The 19057-nt window shown below is 65.9% G+C and carries 22 protein-coding genes; 7 read left to right on the top strand and 15 right to left on the bottom strand.

Going from position 1 to position 19057, the window contains the following annotated elements:
- Positions 1-16: 16 nt before the first annotated feature.
- On the top strand, positions 17-1330 hold the full coding sequence (locus tag ACZBJS_RS20550; RefSeq protein ID WP_057016227.1) for an MFS transporter: 1314 nt from the start codon (positions 17-19) through the stop codon (positions 1328-1330).
- A gap of 21 nt (positions 1331-1351) precedes the next feature.
- Positions 1352-2425 carry a tartrate dehydrogenase gene (locus ACZBJS_RS20545; protein ID WP_316398979.1) on the top strand — a complete coding sequence of 358 codons (1074 nt, stop codon included), beginning with the start codon at positions 1352-1354 and terminating at the stop codon, positions 2423-2425.
- Positions 2426-2606: 181 nt separating this feature from the next.
- On the opposite strand, the gene ACZBJS_RS20540 is transcribed toward ACZBJS_RS20545, so the two are convergent.
- From ACZBJS_RS20540 to ACZBJS_RS20505, 8 genes are all read right to left on the bottom strand, one after another.
- Positions 2607-3371 carry a serine acetyltransferase domain-containing protein gene (locus ACZBJS_RS20540; protein WP_316398978.1) on the bottom strand — a complete coding sequence of 255 codons (765 nt, stop codon included), beginning with the start codon at positions 3369-3371 and terminating at the stop codon, positions 2607-2609.
- Between the two features lie 153 nt (positions 3372-3524).
- Positions 3525-4016, bottom strand: coding sequence for a DUF2852 domain-containing protein (locus tag ACZBJS_RS20535; protein WP_057016264.1), 492 nt, complete (start codon positions 4014-4016; stop codon positions 3525-3527).
- 130 nt (positions 4017-4146) lie between these two features.
- Positions 4147-4860, bottom strand: a complete 714-nt coding sequence (locus tag ACZBJS_RS20530) for a TetR/AcrR family transcriptional regulator (protein WP_050385230.1) — start codon at positions 4858-4860, stop codon at positions 4147-4149.
- A 258-nt stretch (positions 4861-5118) separates the two neighbouring features.
- Positions 5119-5484 carry a YciI family protein gene (locus ACZBJS_RS20525; RefSeq protein ID WP_057016224.1) on the bottom strand — a complete coding sequence of 122 codons (366 nt, stop codon included), beginning with the start codon at positions 5482-5484 and terminating at the stop codon, positions 5119-5121.
- Positions 5485-5571: 87 nt separating this feature from the next.
- Entirely contained in the window at positions 5572-5997 is a 426-nt protein-coding gene (locus ACZBJS_RS20520; RefSeq protein ID WP_028332843.1) for a YciI family protein, read from the bottom strand.
- 155 nt (positions 5998-6152) lie between these two features.
- Positions 6153-6569 (bottom strand): YciI family protein, encoded by a 417-nt coding sequence (locus tag ACZBJS_RS20515; protein ID WP_057016223.1) that lies wholly within the window; start codon positions 6567-6569, stop codon positions 6153-6155.
- 134 nt (positions 6570-6703) lie between these two features.
- Positions 6704-7075 carry a nuclear transport factor 2 family protein gene (locus ACZBJS_RS20510; protein ID WP_057016222.1) on the bottom strand — a complete coding sequence of 124 codons (372 nt, stop codon included), beginning with the start codon at positions 7073-7075 and terminating at the stop codon, positions 6704-6706.
- Positions 7076-7219: 144 nt separating this feature from the next.
- Positions 7220-7885 carry a glutathione S-transferase family protein gene (locus ACZBJS_RS20505; RefSeq protein ID WP_463439073.1) on the bottom strand — a complete coding sequence of 222 codons (666 nt, stop codon included), beginning with the start codon at positions 7883-7885 and terminating at the stop codon, positions 7220-7222.
- A 520-nt stretch (positions 7886-8405) separates the two neighbouring features.
- Between ACZBJS_RS20505 and ACZBJS_RS20500 the strand changes: the two genes are divergently transcribed.
- Both ACZBJS_RS20500 and ACZBJS_RS20495 read left to right on the top strand, forming a co-directional pair.
- On the top strand, positions 8406-10076 hold the full coding sequence (locus ACZBJS_RS20500) for a methyl-accepting chemotaxis protein (RefSeq protein WP_316396508.1): 1671 nt from the start codon (positions 8406-8408) through the stop codon (positions 10074-10076).
- Positions 10077-10362: 286 nt separating this feature from the next.
- Positions 10363-11151 (top strand): SDR family NAD(P)-dependent oxidoreductase, encoded by a 789-nt coding sequence (locus ACZBJS_RS20495; protein WP_028341382.1) that lies wholly within the window; start codon positions 10363-10365, stop codon positions 11149-11151.
- A 209-nt stretch (positions 11152-11360) separates the two neighbouring features.
- Here ACZBJS_RS20495 and ACZBJS_RS20490 read toward each other — a convergent pair whose 3' ends face one another.
- Both ACZBJS_RS20490 and cobS read right to left on the bottom strand, forming a co-directional pair.
- Entirely contained in the window at positions 11361-11927 is a 567-nt protein-coding gene (locus tag ACZBJS_RS20490; protein ID WP_057016219.1) for a histidine phosphatase family protein, read from the bottom strand.
- Positions 11928-11997: 70 nt separating this feature from the next.
- The gene (cobS, locus tag ACZBJS_RS20485) at positions 11998-12750 is read right to left on the bottom strand and encodes an adenosylcobinamide-GDP ribazoletransferase (protein WP_253624966.1); all 753 of its coding nucleotides are present in this window, start codon (positions 12748-12750) and stop codon (positions 11998-12000) included.
- 178 nt (positions 12751-12928) lie between these two features.
- Here cobS and cobT point away from each other — a divergent pair, with 178 nt between their 5' ends.
- The 3 genes from cobT (at position 12929) to ACZBJS_RS20470 (ending at position 14948) form a co-directional block, all read left to right on the top strand.
- Positions 12929-13942 carry a nicotinate-nucleotide--dimethylbenzimidazole phosphoribosyltransferase gene (gene cobT / locus ACZBJS_RS20480; protein WP_463439072.1) on the top strand — a complete coding sequence of 338 codons (1014 nt, stop codon included), beginning with the start codon at positions 12929-12931 and terminating at the stop codon, positions 13940-13942.
- 178 nt (positions 13943-14120) lie between these two features.
- Positions 14121-14447: a hypothetical protein gene (locus ACZBJS_RS20475; RefSeq protein ID WP_316396503.1), complete on the top strand. Its 327-nt coding sequence runs from the start codon at positions 14121-14123 to the stop codon at positions 14445-14447.
- A 78-nt stretch (positions 14448-14525) separates the two neighbouring features.
- Positions 14526-14948, top strand: a complete 423-nt coding sequence (locus tag ACZBJS_RS20470; RefSeq protein WP_316396501.1) for a hypothetical protein — start codon at positions 14526-14528, stop codon at positions 14946-14948.
- Between the two features lie 277 nt (positions 14949-15225).
- Here the strand turns inward: ACZBJS_RS20470 and ACZBJS_RS20465 are convergent, their stop codons facing one another.
- The 5 genes from ACZBJS_RS20465 to ACZBJS_RS20445 all read right to left on the bottom strand — a co-directional run bounded on the left by ACZBJS_RS20465 (position 15226) and on the right by ACZBJS_RS20445 (position 18889).
- Positions 15226-15636 (bottom strand): VOC family protein, encoded by a 411-nt coding sequence (locus tag ACZBJS_RS20465; protein ID WP_028343957.1) that lies wholly within the window; start codon positions 15634-15636, stop codon positions 15226-15228.
- A gap of 118 nt (positions 15637-15754) precedes the next feature.
- A complete protein-coding gene (locus tag ACZBJS_RS20460; RefSeq protein ID WP_057016262.1) occupies positions 15755-16291 on the bottom strand; it encodes an SRPBCC family protein in 537 nt (178 codons plus the stop codon).
- Positions 16292-16324: 33 nt separating this feature from the next.
- On the bottom strand, positions 16325-16735 hold the full coding sequence (locus ACZBJS_RS20455; RefSeq protein WP_463439071.1) for a DoxX family protein: 411 nt from the start codon (positions 16733-16735) through the stop codon (positions 16325-16327).
- 511 nt (positions 16736-17246) lie between these two features.
- Positions 17247-18524, bottom strand: a complete 1278-nt coding sequence (locus tag ACZBJS_RS20450; RefSeq protein WP_316396498.1) for an RNA polymerase sigma factor — start codon at positions 18522-18524, stop codon at positions 17247-17249.
- Positions 18521-18889, bottom strand: coding sequence for a YciI family protein (locus ACZBJS_RS20445; protein WP_028332829.1), 369 nt, complete (start codon positions 18887-18889; stop codon positions 18521-18523). The genes ACZBJS_RS20450 and ACZBJS_RS20445 overlap by 4 nt, the downstream gene beginning before the upstream one ends.
- Positions 18890-19057 lie beyond the last annotated feature (168 nt).

Here is a 19057-nt window from a genome sequence, read left to right as displayed (position 1 = left end):
CCGGGGGAAGAAGCCCATGGAAAGCCAGCTTGGCGCGCGCGTATTGCGCAAGATCTCACTGCGCATCGTGCCGTTCATCATGCTGCTGTACTTCGTGGCGTTCATCGACCGCGTCAATATCGGCTTCGCCTCGCTGACCATGAACAAGGACATCGGCCTGTCGCCGACCGTCTATGGCTTCGGCGCCGGTATCTTCTTCTGGGGCTACTTCCTGTTCGAAGTGCCCTCCAACATCATCCTGCACAAGATCGGCGCGCGGATCTGGATCGCGCGGGTGATGATCACCTGGGGCCTGGTCTCGGCGGCGATGGCGCTGGTGCAGGGCGCGACTAGCTTCTACGTGCTGCGCTTCCTGCTCGGCGCCGCCGAAGCCGGCTTCTTCCCCGGCATCATCCTCTATCTCTCCTACTGGTTCCCGGCGCGGCAGCGCGCCGCCGTCACCGCGCTGTTCATGGCGGCGGCGCCGCTGTCGACCGTGCTCGGCTCGCCGCTCTCCGGTGCGCTGCTGGAGATGGACGGACTGCTCGGCTTCAAGGGCTGGCAATGGCTGTTCGTGCTGGAGGCCGTGCCCGCCGTGCTGCTCGGCTTCGTCGTGCTGGGCTTCCTGACCGACCGGCCGGAGCAGGCCAGATGGCTGGCCGACGACGAGCGCGCCTGGCTGGTCAAGACCATGAAGGCCGAGAACGACGGCAAGGCCACGACCGCAAGCCACAGCATCTGGCGCGGCCTCGCCGACCCGCGGGTGCTGGCGCTGGCGCTGGTCTATTTCGGCACCTCGGCCGGGCTCTACACACTTGGGGTGTGGGCGCCGCAGATCATCAAGGCGTTCGGCCTGTCGTCGATCCAGGTCGGCTTCCTCAACGCGGTACCGGCGACGGTTGCCGTGATCGCGATGGTGCTGTGGGCGCGGCATTCCGACCGCACCGGCGAGCGCACCTGGCACGTCGTGCTGGCGTGCCTGATGGCCGCGGCGGGACTTGCGCTCGCCGGGCTGTGGACCGGCCTTGCCGCCGTGATCGCGGCGCTGACCCTGGTCAATATCGGCATCTCCTCGTCGAAGCCGCCGCTATGGAGCATGCCGACCATGTTCCTGTCCGGCTCGGCCGCCGCGGCCGGGATCGCCACCATCAACTCGATCGGCAATCTCGGCGGCTTCGTCGGGCCGGCGATGATCGGCTGGATCAAGGAACGCACCGGCAGTTTCGACGGCGGTCTTTATTTCGTCGCCGGCCTCCTGGTGCTCTCGGCCGTGCTCACGCTGCTGCTGTCGCGCGCGCAGAGCGCGCCGGCACAATCCGAACCGCAACCAAATCCCATGCGAACCCGCTAACCACTCATCCGGAGACAACCCATGCGTACCCATTCCATCGCCGCCATCCCCGCCGACGGCATCGGCCCCGAAGTGATCTCCGCGGGCGTCCGCGTGCTGGAGGCTCTGGCGAAGCGCAGCGGCGACATCAGCTTCAACGTCAAGACCTTCGACTGGGGCTCGGACTATTACAAGAAGCACGGCGTGATGATGCCGGCCGACGGGCTCGCGGAGCTGAAGAACTTCGACGCGATCTATTTCGGCGCGGTCGGCGCACCCGATGTGCCCGACCACATCACGCTGTGGGGCCTGCGGCTGCCGATCTGCCAGGGCTTTGACCAATACGCCAATGTGCGGCCGACCAAGATCCTGCCCGGCGTCGCCTCGCCGCTGCGCAATGTCGGCGTCGGCGATCTCGACTGGGTGATCGTGCGCGAGAATTCCGAAGGCGAATATGCCGGCATGGGCGGCCGCGCGCACAAGGGCCTGCCGGAAGAGGTCGGCACCGAAGTCGCTGTCTTCACCCGGGTCGGCGTGACGCGGATCATGCGCTATGCGTTCCAGCTCGCGCAGTCGCGGCCGCGCAAATTCCTCACCGTGGTGACCAAGTCGAACGCGCAGCGCCACGGCATGGTGATGTGGGACGAGATCGCGGCCGAGGTGGCGAAGGACTTCCCCGACCTCACCTGGGACAAGATGCTGGTCGACGCCATGACGGTGCGGATGACGCTCAATCCGAAGAGCCTCGACACCATCGTCGCGACCAATCTGCACGCCGACATCCTCTCCGACCTCGCCGGCGCGCTGGCCGGCAGCCTCGGCGTCGCGCCGACCGGCAACATCGACCCGCAGCGCCGCTATCCCTCGATGTTCGAGCCGATCCACGGCTCGGCCTTCGACATCACCGGCAAGGGCATCGCCAACCCGGTCGCGACGTTCTGGACCGGTGCGCAGATGCTGGAGCATCTCGGCGAGAAGGACGCCGCGGCGCGCCTGATGGCCGCGGTCGAGAAGGTGTGCGCGGCCGGCGTACTGACGCCCGATGTCGGCGGCAAGGCGACGACGAAGGAAGTCACCGATGCGGTGATTGACGCGATCCATGGGTCGAATGTGTAAGGCGGCGACGGTCCCGTCGCATCACGCAGTGAGGCGAGCGCGCTAGTCGGACTCCTTTCCCCCTTGTGGGGGAGGGTTGGGGAGAGGGGTACCGCTTGCTCCGCTCTCCATGAGGATTAGCGCCACCCCTCACCCCACCCTCTCCCACAAGGGAAGAGGATGCCTGAGAGGGGTGCTCACCTCACGAAAGCGTGCCCGCCTCCGCGCAATTGGTCAGCCGCGCGGGCACGCCGATGGCGGTGCAGCCGGCGGGCACATCCGTCGTCACCAGCGCGCCGGCGCCGATCCTGGCGAAATCGCCGATCGAGAGATGTCCGATCACCGTGGCGCCGGCGCTGAGCAGCACGCCGTGGCCGATCTTCGGCGCGCGGCGCGGATCATCCTGATGCCGCGCGATGGTGACGTTCTGCAAAATCGTGACCTCGTCGCCGACCGAGGCCAGCGCGCCGATGATGATGCCGGTGCCGTGATCGAGGAAAACCGCCGTTCCAATCCGGGCCGACGGGTGAATGCTGATCTGCAATTGGTCCGCCGTCGCGCCTTGCATCATGAGCGCAAGGTCGGGGCGGTCCTGGCGCCACAGCCAGTTCGACACCCGCCAGGCCTGCAGCGCGACGAAGCCCTTGAAGTTGAGCAGCGGCGGCAGGAAGCCCGTGATCGCGGGATCACGGCGCACGATGGCCGTGAGATCGGTGGCCGCGGCATCGACCAGTACGGGCTCGGCCGCATAGGCTTCGCGGGTGGTCCGCGCGAACTGTGCGCGATCCTCTTCCGCGCGGCTGATATGCCGGCCGATCAGAAAAGCGAGCGCCCCGCCGAGGTCGCCCTGATCGAGAATGAAGGCGGCCGACGCCTCGAGGAACGGATCGGCAGCGATCGCCGCCTCCGCCTCGCGCCGGATCGCAAGCCAGAGCTCGCCGGCCGTCACTGTCGCTGATCCCGCCATAGTCTCCACCTCATCGTCCGGATCCCAAACGATAGAGTGGGCGTCACCATCCCAAAATGCAAACCGCCCGCTTGCTCATCGCAAACGGGCGGCTCAGGGCCATCAGGTTCTATGGGGGCACATCGCCTGAAGGCTAGCGCTTGCCTCGCGCGATCAGCTCTGCGGCGGCTGGTCAGTCGGCGGGGTCGGACGGGTCTTGTGCTGCGCCATGAAGGCGTCGAACTCTTCCTTGTCCTTGGCGTGGCGCAGGCGATCGAGGAAGTTCTTGAACTCGACCTGCTCCTCCTCGAGACGGCGCAGCGTGTCCTGGCGGTACTCGTCGAAGGCACGGTTGCCGCTGGAGGGCGGACCGAAGCCGCCGAACGGGAAGCCGCGGCGCTCCATGCGGCTCTTCATCCGCTCCATCTTGTCCTGCATGCGCTCCATCTTGTTCGCCCAGCGATCCTGATCGTAGTGACTCCAACAGGCCATCTTTCTGCTCCCGAGTGTGAAAAAGAGAAGGGCGAGGCCGATCGGCCACCAGATCATGAAGCCGAGGATGATCCCGGCGATCTTCAGGGGATGCCACGGCGTCGCGTAGAAGTAGGGACGGTAGGGCTCTTCGACGGGGCCGCGCCAGCGATTGACATCAGCGGTGTAGGCCATTTCCTTCTCCATCACGGCATCACGCCGTTGTGAATGTAAATAACATTTACATAGGTAGCCGATCCCTTGGGAAAGTCAAGCAGCGCGGGTGACGCACCCCTCGGATTATTTTTGGCTTGGCCGTTGAACCTTATTTCGGCTTGCCCCAGGGACCAGACCTTTCGCCGGCCGGCTTGTCGTCGGCGGCCGCGGTTCCAGGCCGGCGGTCAGTCGGGAAGCCGAGGCCGCGCAGGTAGATCAGCACTTCGGCCTCGAGCAGATCCTCCGGCGACATCGGCAGCTTGCGCCGCGCGGCATCGCCGCGGCCGAACAGCGAAGCGACGCCGTGCGACATCGCCCAGATGTGCAGCGCCATCATCATCGCCGGCGGACGCGGCATGCCGGGCGGCGCCAGTGCCGCGAGCCGTTCGGCAGCGGCGCGGATGATCGCGAAGGCGCGCTCGCTTGCGGCCATCAAGGTCGGATTGGAATCGACCGGCAGGCCGGATTCGAACATCGCGGAATAGAACGCCGGCTCCTCGCGGGCGAAGGCGAGATAGGCCTTGCCGACCCGCTCGAACGCCGTGACGGTATCGGGGCGGCCGTCGTCCCAGGCCTGCGTCAGCAGCGATTCGAACTGCTCGAAGCCGCGCTGCGCGATGCTGGCGATCAACTCGTCGCGGTCGCGGAAGTGGCGGTACGGCGCGGCCGGGCTGACGCCGGCCATCCGCGCGGCATCGGCGAAGGTGAAGCCGGCCGGCCCCTTCTTCGAGATCAGGTCGAGGGCGGCCTGCAGCAACGCCTCTTTGAGATTGCCGTGATGATAGCCGCGCTCGGCGCGGCCTTGGTCCTTGCGCCAGCTCATGTGAACGGCTTTTACATGAGCCCGCGGTAAAGGTCACTAGCGGGGCGGCAACGCGTCCATCAAGATTAACGGGTGTGACGCGGCCTCGCTGCACGCGCTTGACGGCAGTAGCCCGGCTCAAGCATGGCTCGATCTTCTCCTTCCCCCTGAAAGGGGGTCAGCCGCAGTCGACGCTGTATGCGGGGAGAGCAGATCCCACCCGCTTTGCTCTGGCGAGCAAAGCGACCCCCTTTTCAAGGGGAGGTGAATTCTCCCGCCTTAGCGGCCCGGGATCGGTAGCACCGGCATGATCTCCACGGCCTCGCCCGGGAAGATCGAGAAATGCGGGTGGTTCTCGAACAGCTTTGCCGCCGCTTCATGCGAGGGCGCGCGCACCACGGTGAAACCGGTCATCAGATTGGCGATGTCGGTGACGCCGCCCTGCCCGACCTGCTTGGTCTTGCCGAGCGGTCCGCCCATCTCGACGATCACGTCATGATGCTTCTCGACCCAGGCGCCCCAGGCCGCCATGCCCTGCTGCTCCTTGGCACGGCGTTCGGCCTCGGGCAGCGCGTTCCAGGCTGCCATCCGCGAGCCGGTTTTACCGCCGCCGAGATAGACGGCGAGGAAGGTGTTGGTGCTCATGTTGCGTCTCCGTTGTGGTCGTTGTTGGTGGACGATGGTTCGGTGATACGGTGACGCTTTGAAGCGGCATCGTTTCTCGTTGAATGTTCAGCGCAGCGCCTTGCCCCAGCCGCCCTGCGGATGCTCGAAGGTGGCGGCCGCCTGCTGCACCTCTTCGGAGAAATCGGCCATCTCCTGCACCTGGCGGATCTCGATCATCTCGTTCGCGGTGGCCGGGCACTTCCTGGCCCATTCGATGGCCTCGGCGCGCGAGGCGACCTCGATCATCCAGAAGCCGCCGATCACTTCCTTGGCCTCGGTGAACGGGCCGTCGATCACGACCGGCACGCCGGTGTCGAACTTGACGCGCGCGCCGGCGGCCGGCGGATGCAGGCCTTCCAGCGTGATCAGCACGCCGGCGTCCTTCAGCGCCTGATTGTACCGCATCATCGCGGCGACCCGTTCGGGGTCGAGCTCGAGCTTGGCCGGCGCGGACTCGTAGCCGAGCGGGATCATCAGCATCATGAAACGCATTGGTCGGATTTCCTTGCCTGTTGAGTAACTCGCAATCTTCACCCTCGTCATGCCGGGAAGCCCCACGCGGCGCCGGCCCGGAATCCACGACTTGCGACGATGATCATGTATTCCGGGCGCATCGCCGGTGCGATATCGCGGAATGACGTCGGGTGTCATTTCTTGCCCACCTGCGCACGCAGGCGCTCTCCCCGCTCGCGCAGCTCGGGCGTCAGCGCCTCGCCGAAATCCTCCGCGGCAAACACCTGGCGGATTTCGATCTCGGAGCCGCCGTCGAACGGCGCGCGCTTCATCCAGTCGATCGCTTCATCGAGCGACTTGGTCTCGATCAGCCAGAAGCCGGCGACCAGATCGCTGCTCAGGCCGAACGGGCCGCGCGACACCGTGCTCTGCCCGCCGGCATATTTGACGCGGGCACCCTTGCTGGTCGGATGCAGCCCCTCGCCGGCCTGCATCACGCCGGCCTTGACCATCTCCTCGTTGAACTTGCCCATCGCCGCGAGCAGCTCGGTGCTCGGCATCACGCCGGCCTCGGTGTCCCTGTTCGCCTTCACGATCACCATGAACTTCATCGTCCTGCTCCGTTGTCTTGTTCAGCTGCTTTGCCGGTATCTCCGGTGCTCGTCTCAAGGACGACGCGGGGCTTGCCACGCCGACAGGCCAAGCGAAATTATTTGGGAGGTCATTGCATCGCGCGCCACAGCCCTCAGCGGTCCTGCCTGACAAGTTCGCCGTCCTGGTGCGACGGGCCGAAATAGACGTCGATGCGCGACACCTTGTCGCCGTCGAACACGAAGAACTCGGTGTTGCGAAAGCTCTTGCCGTCGCGGGCGACGCAGCGATAGGTGACGAAGGCCTCGACGCCGTCGACCATGATGCGCTCGATCTCGTGGCGGCCGATCCAGCCGGAGTCGCGCCAGCACTCGGCGAAATAGGTCGGCTTGTCGATGTTCTCGCCATAGGGCGTCGAGAAGCGGAAATCCTCGGCGAACGCCGCCTCCACGCTCGCGCGGTCATTGGCGAGGTAGGCGGCGAAGAGGGAGCGGATGATCTCCGCCCTGTTGCCAGCTGCAGCCATGTCGTCTCCCACACGTATCGCCCGGGGCCCCGGAGCGGCCAGCGCTCCGGAAACCCGGGCCTCAGCGAGATGACGAACGGGGCGGCGCGAAAGCGACATCCCGCCACGATTTATTTTTGGAACCGGGTCGGAGGCCGGCTTGCGTCAGGTTTCCCGCGGGAACATGCCGAAATAGGGCTCGGCCTCCCTCAGCACGCGCGCGAAGGACGGCCGCGCCATCAGCCGCTCGAGATAGGCGGCCAGATGCCGATGGCCATCTCCGAACGGCTCGACCTTGTTGCCGTAGAACATCGTCGGCGCGGCCGCGCAATCGGCCAACGAGAAATGCTCGCCCATCATCCAGCCGCCACGCGCGCGTTGCGGATCGAGCTGCTGATCCAGGATCGCATAGGAGGTGCGGAGTTGCGCCCGCGCCTCGGCGACGCCATGCGGATCCTTGCTGTCCGCAGGCCGCAGCCGGTCGCCGACGACCTTCTGCATCGGCAGGTGGACATAGAGATCGAGGAAGCGATCGCGCAGCCGGATTTGCAGCGCGAGGTCCGGGTCCTCGGGGATCAGCCTGACGGCACCGGGATAATGCCGGTCGAGATATTCGATGACGATGCTCGATTCCGGCACCGTCTCATCCCGCGTCTCGTCGCGGAGCACCGGAAATCGGCCGATCGGCGACAGCGCGAGCAGCGCCGCGCGCTCGGCGGGATCGGCGAGATTGACCATGTTCGGCGTGAATGGCGTGCCGTTCTCATAGAGCGCAATCAGCGCCTTCCAGCAGAACGAGGACAGCGGATGGTAATGCAGGGTAAGCGACATCGGAACTCCATCATGGAATGAGTGACCGGAGGACGAGGCCGGGACCGCCCTTCCGACATCTCTTGCCGCGATATTTTTTTCGTATGGCGATACTTTATTGCGGTCGGCGGGCGTGGAAACCCAAGCATCGAACGCGACGCACATTCATCGAGCACGCGAATCAAATCGCTGCATCGATCGGTGAAAAGCGGCCGGCAATATCAGGCTTCGTAATAGGTCCATCAGCATCGCTGAAGTAGACGCGCTTCAATCACCCGCATCAGACGAAAGTCATCATCGATTTTCGTCCGTATGATTACGGTGAACATCGCGTGCTGCCGGTGGATGATAACGTGCGCTCTGAAAAAAACCTTTGCGAATTGAGGCGGATGCATGCGCGGAACTTGGCGTTATGCAATTCATGCCAGGCGCGCACGAGCAACAGGCTTTACCGATGCTAAACGGCTCGCTGCAACCTTTCCGTGAGTTGCCGCGATCCGCTTTTCCCCATCCCTTTCATTTGAACCTTCACGGAGCCCTGATGTTCAGTTTCAGCAACAAGGCCAAGATCGAGAATGCGCTGGCGCAGACTGCCGCGATCGGCAAATCGCAGGCGGTGATCGAGTTCAAGCTCGACGGTACCATCGTCGACGCCAACGAGAACTTCCTCAATGCGATGGGCTATACGCTCGACGAGATCAAGGGCAAGCACCACAGCATGTTCGTCGATCCGGCCACGCGCGGCAGCCAGGACTATCGCGCGTTCTGGGCCGACCTGAACCGCGGCGTATTCCAGGCCGCGCAGTACAGGCGCATCGCCAAGGGCGGCCGCGAGATCTGGATCCAGGCCTCCTACAACCCGATCCTGGACAAGGGTGGCAAGCCGGTCGGCGTGATCAAGTTCGCCACCGACATCACCGCGCAGAAGATCGACAGCATGGAGGATGCCGGCAAGATCGCCGCGATCGGCCGGGCGCAGGCGGTGATCGAGTTCGACATGGACGGCACCATCGTCAATGCCAACGAGAACTTCCTCGTCGCTATGGGCTATTCGCTCGCCGAGATCCGGGGCAAGCACCACAGCATATTCGTGCCGCCGGCCGACCGCGACAGCGTGGCCTATCGCGATTTCTGGGCGCGGCTGAACCGGGGCGCGTTCGAGGCCGGCGAATTCAAGCGGCTCGGCAAGGGCGGCAAGGAAATCTGGATCCTCGCCACCTACAACCCGATCCTCGACGACCGCGGCAAGCCGTTCAAGGTCGTCAAGTTCGCCACCGACGTCACCCAGCAGAAGGTGAAAACCGCCGACAATGACGGCCAGATCGATGCGATCGGCAAGTCGCAGGCGGTGATCGAGTTCAACATGGACGGCACGATCCGCACCGCGAACCCGAACTTCCTCGCCGCGATGGGCTATTCGCTTGCCGAGATCCAGGGCAAGCATCACAGCATGTTCGTCGAGCCCACTGAGGCGAGCGCGGCCGGCTACCGCGAGTTCTGGGGCGCGCTGAACCGCGGCGAATTCCAGGCCGCCGAATACAAGCGTATCGCCAAGGGCGGCCGCGAGATCTGGATCCAGGCCTCCTACAACCCGATCCTCGATCTCAACGGCAAGCCCTACAAGGTGGTGAAGTACGCCACCGACATCACCGCGCAGGCGATCGGCCGCAAGAAGGCCGACAGCGCGCGCGGCCTGATCGAGGCGGTCGCCGCCGGCAGCGAGGAGATGAGCGCCTCGATCCGCGAGATCTCGGAAACCATGACCAAGTCGAAGCAGAACGCCGCGGTCGCCACCGGCCGGGTCGAGGCTGCCGACGGACAGGCGCAGAAGCTCAATGCCGCAGCGCAGGCGATGAGCGGCATCGTCGAGATGATCTCGAGCATCACCGGGCAGATCAACCTGCTGGCGCTCAACGCCACGATCGAGTCGGCGCGTGCGGGCGAAGCCGGCCGCGGTTTCGCCGTGGTCGCCTCCGAGGTGAAGAGCCTCGCCAATCAGGCCAAGCAGGCGACCGACACGATCTCCTCGGAAATCGACGCGCTGAACTCGATCGCCGCCGAAGTGGTGAGCTCGCTGTCCGAGATCAAGGCGGCGATCGCCGGCGTCAACGAATACATCACCTCCACCGCCGCCGCGGTCGAGGAGCAGAGCATCGTCACGCAGGACATGTCCACCAACATGCAGCGCGCCTCTGCCGAACTCGCAGCGTAAGCCACGGTGCGATCCTCGAAGGATGGGCGGCCCGGGCTGGGGGCCGTGCATCCTTCGAGACGCGCCGCTTTGCGGGCTCTTCAGGATTGCGGCGAGAGGGTCGGCGTGCCGTAGGAAGCCGATACTCCACACTCCCCGGCTGGTGGCCGTGCACCCTTCGAGGCTCGCTACGCTCGCGCCTCAGGGTGACGGAGAGAGAGCATGCCGCGTGTCGCCGTCGGGTTGACACGTCGGAGTAAAGGTCGCAGACGGTCGGGACTTCCTGCCCGAACCGATGGACCATCCGATGAATTCCGCTTCCCCCAAAGTCGCACTCGTGACCGGCGCCGCGCGTGGCATCGGGCTTGCCGCGGCGAAACGCTTTCTCGCCGACGGCTGGCGCGTCGCGCTGCTCGACATCGAGGGCGAATTGCTGCGCGCGGCGGTCGCGGCGCTGAAGCAGCCCGACGACACGCTGGCGCTGACCTGCGACGTATCAGATGCCGCTGGCGTGGCAGCCGCGATCTCTGCGATCACGGACCGGTTCGGCCGGCTCGACGCGCTGGTCAACAATGCCGGCATTGCCGTGTTCACGCCGGTGCTGGAGACCTCGGACGCCGACTGGAGCCGGATCATGGCGGTCAACCTCACCGGCCCGTTCCTGTGCACCAAGGCGGCCGCGCCGTTAATGCGGGAGCATGGCGGCGGTGCAATCGTCAACATCACCTCGATCTCGGCGGTGCGCGCCTCGACGCTGCGCTCGGCTTACGGCACCAGCAAGGCCGGCCTCGCGCATCTCACCAAGCAGCTCGCGGTCGAACTCGCCTCGCTCGGCATCCGCGTCAACGGCGTCGCGCCCGGGCCGGTCGAGACCGCGATGGCCAAGGCCGTCCACACGCCGGAGATCCGCGCCGACTATCATGACGCCATCCCGCTCAACCGCTATGGGCTGGAGGAGGAGCTGGCGGAAGCGATCTTCTTCCTGTGCTCGGATCGCGCCAGCTACATCACCGGACAGATCCTCGCCGTCGACGGCGGCTTCGACGCCGCCGGCATCGGCCTGCCGACCCTGCGCGGCGCGCGGCGGAATGGGTAACGGTTGATCGAACGAACTAATGTCACACCGCGACGGGACTGCACTCCCTCGCCCCGTTCTTACGGGGAGAGGGTTGGGGTGAGGGGCCCTCTCCGCGCGCGCAGTACCAGTTAGTCTCGCGGAGACTCCCCCTCGCCCGGAACGCATCTGTCGATGCGTTCCGACCTCTCCCCGCACGCGGGGCGAGGTAAAGCAGAGTCACTGCGCTATCAGCGCCCGTTCACCGCGACCACGCGCCAGGCATCCGGCAGCCGGTCGATCCGCGTCAATGACAGCGGATCGATGACGAAGCGCAGCGCGAGCTCCGGGGCAAGCTCGAGCGCGATCGCAAGGATCGCGCGAATGGTGCCGGAATGCACGACCAGTACGACGTCGCCGGACGGCAGACGCGCGAGCCCTGCCCGCGCCCGCGCGATCTGATCGGCAAAGCTTTCGCCGCGCGGCGGCCGGTTGCTGCCCGGCGATTGCCAGAACGCGCGATAGGCCGCGCCGAGCTCGGCTTCGATCTCGCTGTGACGCCGGCCGGTCCAATCGCCAAAATCCTGCTCGCGAAAGGCGTCGTCCTCCGTTGCCGTGAGACCGAGCTTTGCTGCGGTCTCACGGGTGCGCCGCGCCGGACTGCAGACCGCGCGAGCGTGGGCCGGCAGCCTCGCCTGCAACGACGCGAATGCCGCGGCATCGCCGAGGTCGGCGGGCGCATCCGGCGCGTGGATCACGCCGCGCGGACCGTCCACCGGCGCATGACGGATCAGCCAGAAACGCGTTTCGCGATCCATGTTCCGCTCACGCTTTCATTTTGACGCGTTTTCTTCACGCGAACCGGTCTCCACTTCGCTCGAAAACGCTCTAACCTAACCGCGCCGCGAGCAGTACCAGGATCGTGGTTTCCGCGACCTGCTCCGCACCGCCAAGCACATCGCCGGTCTGGCCGCCGATCTGCCGCTTTGCCACGAGCGCCATGACCAGCGCGCTCACAGCGGCCGCGATCGCCGCCAGCAGCGCGCTGCTGAACGGCAAGGCGAGGATTGCGATCAGCAGCGCGATGCCGGCCGCGACCACGGCAATGGTCCCATCAGGCCTTCCGGCATTGGCGGCGAGCCCGTCCTTGCGCGCGTAAGGCTGGCTGATCGCAATCCATGGCAGCACGCCGCGGCCCAGCGCGTGCGCCGCGATCAGGCTCTGCACCACGAGACCATTCGGAATTGCCGCGAGAGCCGCGAGCTTGGCGGCAAAGCTCACCACCAGCGCCAGCGCGCCGTAAGTGCCAAGCCGGCTGTCACGCATGATCTCGAGCTTGGTCGCGACATCGCGGCCGCCGCCGAACCCGTCGGCGACATCGGCGAGCCCGTCCTCATGCAGCGCGCCGGTGAGCAGCGCACCGCCGCCGAGCGCGAGCGCCGCCGCGGCGAGATCCGGCACACCGATCGCCCGCAGCAGCAGGCAAAACAGGCCGATCGCCGCCCCGATGGCGGCCCCGACCAGGGGAAACAGCCGCTGCGCCCGCGCAAAGCTCTCCGTCCGCGCGCCGTCCGGATGCGGCATCGGCAGGCGGGTCAGGAAGGCGGTCGCGGTCCGGAGATCGTCGAGCCATTGATTCATGGTGAAGGCCTGGAAATTGGGCTAAAGCGCGACGAGATCGGGCTCGACCTGATCGCGCTTTAGCTTCTTGTTAGGGCATGATCTCCGCGCAAATGCTACGCATTTGTCGCGAGGGAAAACCGCTTCACACGTTTCCGGATCATGCATTAGCTTGCGGCCCGCTCGACGAGGGAATCGCATGCAGTTCAGTACTCTAGACGACATCCGCGGCTTTTGTCGCGACCTGCCGCAGGGCGACGAGGCCAGTGCCGCGGCCGCCACGCAGCGCCAGCAGTACCTGACCAAGCCGCCGGGAAGCCTCGGCCGCCTGGAGGAGGTTGCGATATGGCTGGCGCGCTGGCAGCGGCGTGAGATGCCCCGGCTCGACCACGTCACGATCGCCGTGTTCGCCGGCAATCACGGCATCGCCGAGCGCGGCGTTTCAGCCTATCCCTCCGAGGTCACCGCGCAGATGGTGGCGAACTTCGCCGCCGGCGGCGCTGCGATCAACCAGATCGCCAGGCTTGCCGGCGCCGAGCTGCGCGTCGAGCCGCTCGAGCTGGCGCGCCCGACCCGCGATTTCACGACCGGACCGGCGATGGACGCCGCCGATTTCCTCGTCGCGCTCGATACCGGCTGGCGCACGGTGCCCGAGCAATGCGATCTGCTCGTGGTCGGCGAGATGGGCATCGCCAACACCACGGTCGCCGCGACGCTGTGCGCCGCCTTGATGGGCGGGCGCGGAGTGCGCTGGGCCGGCCGCGGCACCGGCGTCGACGATGCCGGGCTGATACGCAAGCGCACCACGATCGATGCGGCGCTCAAGCTGCATCGCGGCGCGATCGACGATCCGCTCGTCACCGCGATGTCGCTCGGCGGACGCGAGCTCGCGGCGATCGCGGGCGCCGTGCTGGCGGCGCGCGCACGCTGCATTCCGGTGCTGCTCGACGGCTTCGTGGCGACAGCGGCGGTGCTGCCGCTGGCGCGGCTTCAACCCGACAGCCTCGCGCATTGCCGCGCCGGACATGTGTCGGCCGAGCTCGGCCACCGCGAATTGCTGCGCGAGCTCGAGCTCGCCCCCTTGCTCGACCTTAACATGCGGCTCGGCGAAGGCTCCGGCGCGGGGGTTGCGATCCTGCTGTTGCGCGCGGCGCTCGCCTGTCATGGCGGCATGGCGACCTTTGCCGAGGCCGGCGTCTCCGACGCTGACTGAGGCTCCCGGGAGAGCCGGAGGGTTCCCTCAAAAAAGCCGGTGCATAGCGTCGGCGCGGGTTGACAATCTTCGCGTGTGTAGCATGACCTCTGCGCGTTGGAGGCCTAACCTTCGCGGCGGTGGGACGCCGGCTGGCGTCTCAGCCGTGCTGAACCAGATACCGGGGAGAAATCACCTCATGTCGGGCGTTCTCATCAATCTGATTATTCAGGTCATCAGCGGAGCCGTCGGCGGCAATGTCGCGGCGGGAGCGGCCAAGTACATCGATCTCGGCACGCTCGGTAACACCATCGCAGGCGCCATCGGTGGCGGCGCGGGCGGACAGCTTCTGGGCATGCTGATCCCGCTGCTCGCCAATTCCGGCGCGACGCCTGACATCGGCAGCATCATCGGCCAGGTCGCCGGCGGCGGCGTTGCCGGCGCCGTGCTCACGGCGATCGTGGGGGTCGCTCAAGAACCGCGCGGCCTGAGCCACCTGCTGTCGCGACCGGGACATCGGTCTTGACGATGCCCCATTCCGGCGCGAGCCTTCCAGCTTGAGATGCGGCGGCACCTCGATCGCCTCGTGGCAGGGATTGCGCGCATGAAAATACTTGTCGCGGCGGCAGCTCTCTGCGCAACGGTTAGCTGCGCGCAAGCCGAGGTTCGTATCCTCGCCAGCCCTGGCGGGCAGGTCGGCCCGTTCATCGAGCTGTTCGACAAGGTGCGCGAGTCGGGCGAGCGCGTCGTGATCGACGGGCCCTGCCTGTCCGCCTGCACCCTGGTACTCTCGATGGTGCCGGGCGACCGCATCTGCGTGACGCGGCGCGCCGTGCTCGGCTTCCACGCCGCGCGCTCGATCGACCAGCGCGGCCGCACCTATGCAGAGCCGGAAGCGTCCGTGGCGGTGCTGCAAGCCTATCCGGCACCGGTGCGCGGGTGGATCGCCCGCCGCGGCGGCCTGACCTCGCGCCTGCTATTGCTGCGCGGCCGCGAGCTCGCGGCGATCTATCCGCGGTGCAGGTGAGATTTGCAGCCTGTAAAGTGTCGTAGCCCGGATGAAGCGAAGCGCAATCCGGGGGACTGCCGGCGCGGATTGGGTGCCCCGGATTTCGCTGCGCTCCATCCGGGCTACGGCTCCCATCCCGTCATCCTGAGGTGCGAGCCTTGCGGTGCACTTGCACCGCTGGGCGAGCCTCGAAGGATGCACGGCCACAGCCGGGCCGTCGTGCTTCGAGACGGCCGCTACGCGGCCTCCTCAGCATGACGGGTAGGGAATGAGCTCGGCGGAATAAGCCGCCAGCCTACATCCCCTGCGGGCAGTTCACCATCCAGGGGATGCCGAACTGATCGACGCACATGCCGAAGCCGTTGGAGAAGAAGGTCTTGCCGAACGGCATCGTCACCGTGCCGCCCTCGGACAGCGCCTTGAAGCGGCGTTCGGCTTCCGCGGGATCCTCGACCTGCAACGCGACGTGGAAGCCCTGCGGCTTCTGGAAGTGGCCGGGCGGGGCGTCGGAGGCCATGATGATCTCGCCGTCGATCGTGAGGCGGGCGTGCATGATCTTGTCTTTCCAGCCGGGCGGCGTCTGCATCTCCGCACTGCCCTCGCCGTAGGGGAAGGTGTCCTCGATCCGGGCGCCGAGAACCTTCTCGTAGAATTTCAGCGCGGCGCCGCAATTGCCGTCGTAGGAGAGATAGGGGTTGACCTGCATCGCATGCTCCCTTGGGTCATTCGAGCCTCGCCCCGGTGGTACCGGAACGAGGGCTCCGGATTGTCATCTTGACGCGTTTTCCTGACACGAACCGGTAACCACCTCGTTCGAAAACGCGCTACTTTTCAGTCAGCTTCTTCAGATTGGCGAGACCGACCTCGAAATCCCTGCCGATCATGCGATCCAGGTTCATGAACACCTGCATCACCTTCGACATGAAGACGGCCGGACCATACATCGTCCATGTGACGCTGGTCGCATTTCCCTGCGGCAGCATTGTGAACTCGGCGGTGTTGTGGCCTTCGAACGGCTTGATGAAGTCGAGCTTGATGACGATCTTCGACGGCGCGGAGGATTGCAGGATCTCCATGCGGCCGGCGCCGACATTCTTGTTGCCGTCCCAGGCATAGGCCGCACCCTGCCCGCGCCCGGCGCCGCCATAGATCCGCTTCATGGCCGGATCCCGGTTCTCGTAGGGCGACCACAGCGTCCACTGATGGAAATCGTCGATCAATGGAAATATCCGCTCGGCCGGCGCGTTGATGCTGATCGCACGCGTGACGCGGAGCGTGCCCGGCTTGGTCGCCGCGAGGATGAGGATGACGGCGATCGCGACGCCGAGGACAATCGCGATGATGGCAATGGTCTCCAACATGACAGTCTCCACAAGGATGGATTGAACAATACCTCACCGGCGAAATGGAAGCATTGCGCGCAGATTGCCGTCGCGCAGATAGAGCCCGCCCCACAGCATCAGGCCGAGATAGAGCCCGAACAGCGTGTGGGTGAACAGCGGGCTGCCGATCCGCACATGCGATGCGATCGCGCCGCCGAGATACCCGGTGAGCAGGATGGCGCCGAGGAGCGAGGTCGGCGGCACCGAGTAGAGCAGCGTGCAAACGATGGTGATGATGCCGAGGCTGCGCGCCAGCGCATCACTCGCGCCGAAGCCCATCCTGTCCATGGTCTCGGTGACGACCGACAACGGCACCAGCTTGATCGCGCCGTCGAACAGCAGGAACAAGACGACCACGCCGCTCATGACGCGGCCGGTGATGCGGGCGGGCTTTGAGACTTCGGTGTCGACGATCGTCGGCATGACAGGCTCCGTAACGCTTGGTGATGCTCTCTGCCTTCATGACGAACGGCGGAGTACGGGGCCGACAAGGCGGGCGAAGATTTTTTCGGAAGTCAGGCAGAGTCGATTGAGAGCTGCGACGAGCTCCCTCTCCCGAACCAAGACGTGGATACCCGGCACCAGGCCGGGCATGACGAGTTTGTGGAGCTATCGAGCCCATATGCGACTGCCCTGCACTCGCGGGAGAGGCGTGTTGCCAAAATATCGAAAACAACCCCATGCAAAGTAGCCGGCGGCGGCCGGCGTTCGACCGGGCTGCGTTCGACCGGGCTGCTTGACACGTCGGGCAACCCAGGGATATATTTCCAATATTCCGAAATCGCGCAGACGCACGCTCGCCCCCCGGGGGCATACGGCATTCGCGCGCTTCTGTACGCGATGTTTCCCTGTCGTCATGACCGCCAGCCATATGCGATAGCCCTGCGCTTGCGGGGGAGGTGCAGCGAGTATGCCGGTGCGCTGTTGCTGACCGCTACTTCGCCTTCGCGTTGTGCGGCTGGCTGTCGCGCATCAGGCGGTCGATATGCATGCGGATGTGGGCGGCTTCGGCTGTGGTGTTGGCGAGCGCGATGGCGCGGTCGAAGGCGATGCGGGCGTCCTCGTTGCGGCCGAGCTGCATCAGGAAGGCGCCGCGGACGCCGAAATAGTGGAAGTAGTTGGCAAGCCGCGGCGCCAAGGGCTCGATCATCTCGAGCGCGGCTTCCGGCCCCTTTACCTTGGAGACCGCAACGGCGCGGTTGAGCGTGATCACCGGCGACGGCTGCATGACCTCGAGCGCGCCGTACAGCAGATCGATCTGGGTCCAGTCGGTATCCTCGGGCTTTTCCGCACGGGCGTGCAGCGCTGCGATCGCCGCCTGCACCTGATACGGCCCGCTGCGGCGGTGGCGCATCGCCTTGTCGATCAGCGCGAGGCCCTCGGCAATCTGCTTCTGATTCCACAGGCTGCGGTCCTGGTCGTCGAGCAGGATCACCTGGCCATCGGCATCGAAGCGCGCCTCGGCGCGGGCATGCTGCAGCAACAACAGCGCCGTCAGCCCCATGATCTCCGGCTCGCTCTGGAACAGCCGCAGCAGCAGGCGGGCGAGACGAATCGCCTCCTCGCACAGTGGCGCGCGGATTTCGGCGGTGTCGCCGCTCGCCGAATAGCCCTCGTTGAAGATCAGATAGATCATCGCCGCGACCGAGGCGAGCCGCTCGCTGCGCTCGACCGCACCCGGCGTCTCGAACGGTACGTTGGCATCGGCGACGCGCGCCTTGGCCCGCGTGATGCGCTGCTCCATCGCGGCTTCCGAGACCAGGAAGGCGCGCGCGATCTGCTTCACCGTGAGACCTGAGACGATGCGCAGCGCGAGCGCGATCTGCTGCGTCGCCGGCAGATCCTTGTGACAGCAGATGAACAGCAGCCGCAGGATGTCGTCGCGGTAATGCGAGCCGTCGAGCCGCTCGGCGATCTCGTCCTCGGCGTCGTCGAGGTCGGAGATCGCCTGGTCGTCGTCGGGCAGCGGCTGCTGCTTCTTGTTGCGGCGGACCTCGTCGATCGCGACGTTGCGGCCGACCATGATCAGCCACGCCGCGGGATCGCGCGGCGGGCCGTTCTGCGGCCAGCTCTTGAGCGCCCGCAGGCAGGCGTTCTGGAACGCCTCCTCGGCGGTGTCGAGATTGCGGAAGTAGCGCAGCAGGGCGCCGACCGCCTGGGGACGCGCGGACGTCAACGCAGCATCGATCCAGGCGGTGTCGGTCACGCTCACGCCTTGGTACCTCCCTGATTGAAGTAGCCGACCGGGCGGATCTCATAGGTGCCGCCGGGATTGGCCTCGCCGAGGTCGCGCGCGATGTCGAGCACCTCGTCGAGGTTCTTGCCCTCGACCAGATAGAAGCCGAGCAGTTGTTCCTTGGTTTCGGCGAACGGGCCGTCCAGCACCAGCGGCGGGTTTTCCTTGCGCAGCGTGGTGGCCGCGGTGGTCGGCAACAGCCGCGCCACCGGGCCGAGCTTGCCCTGCTTGGCGAGCTTGTCCTGCACGACGGACAGTTTCTGCATGACGGAGGCGTCGTGTTCCTTGCTCCAGGAGCCGACCATGTCTTCGTCATGATAGCAGAGGATGGCGTACAGCATCGAAAAGGCATCTCCGTTCATTGCAAGAACGAACGATTATGCCCGCTGCCGACAGGGGGCGCGAAAGAAATTTAGGTTCCGGATGCCGACGGTGGATTTTGATCGGGACTTCATGGCGAGCTTCGACGGACAGGACGTTTGTCGCGGCGACGGCGCGTCAGGCCGTCG

The sequence above is a fragment of the Bradyrhizobium sp. KZN70725 genome (assembly GCF_055264925.1).
Note: the sequence above shows the minus strand (reverse complement) of the source record. Positions and strands in the feature narration are given on the sequence as shown.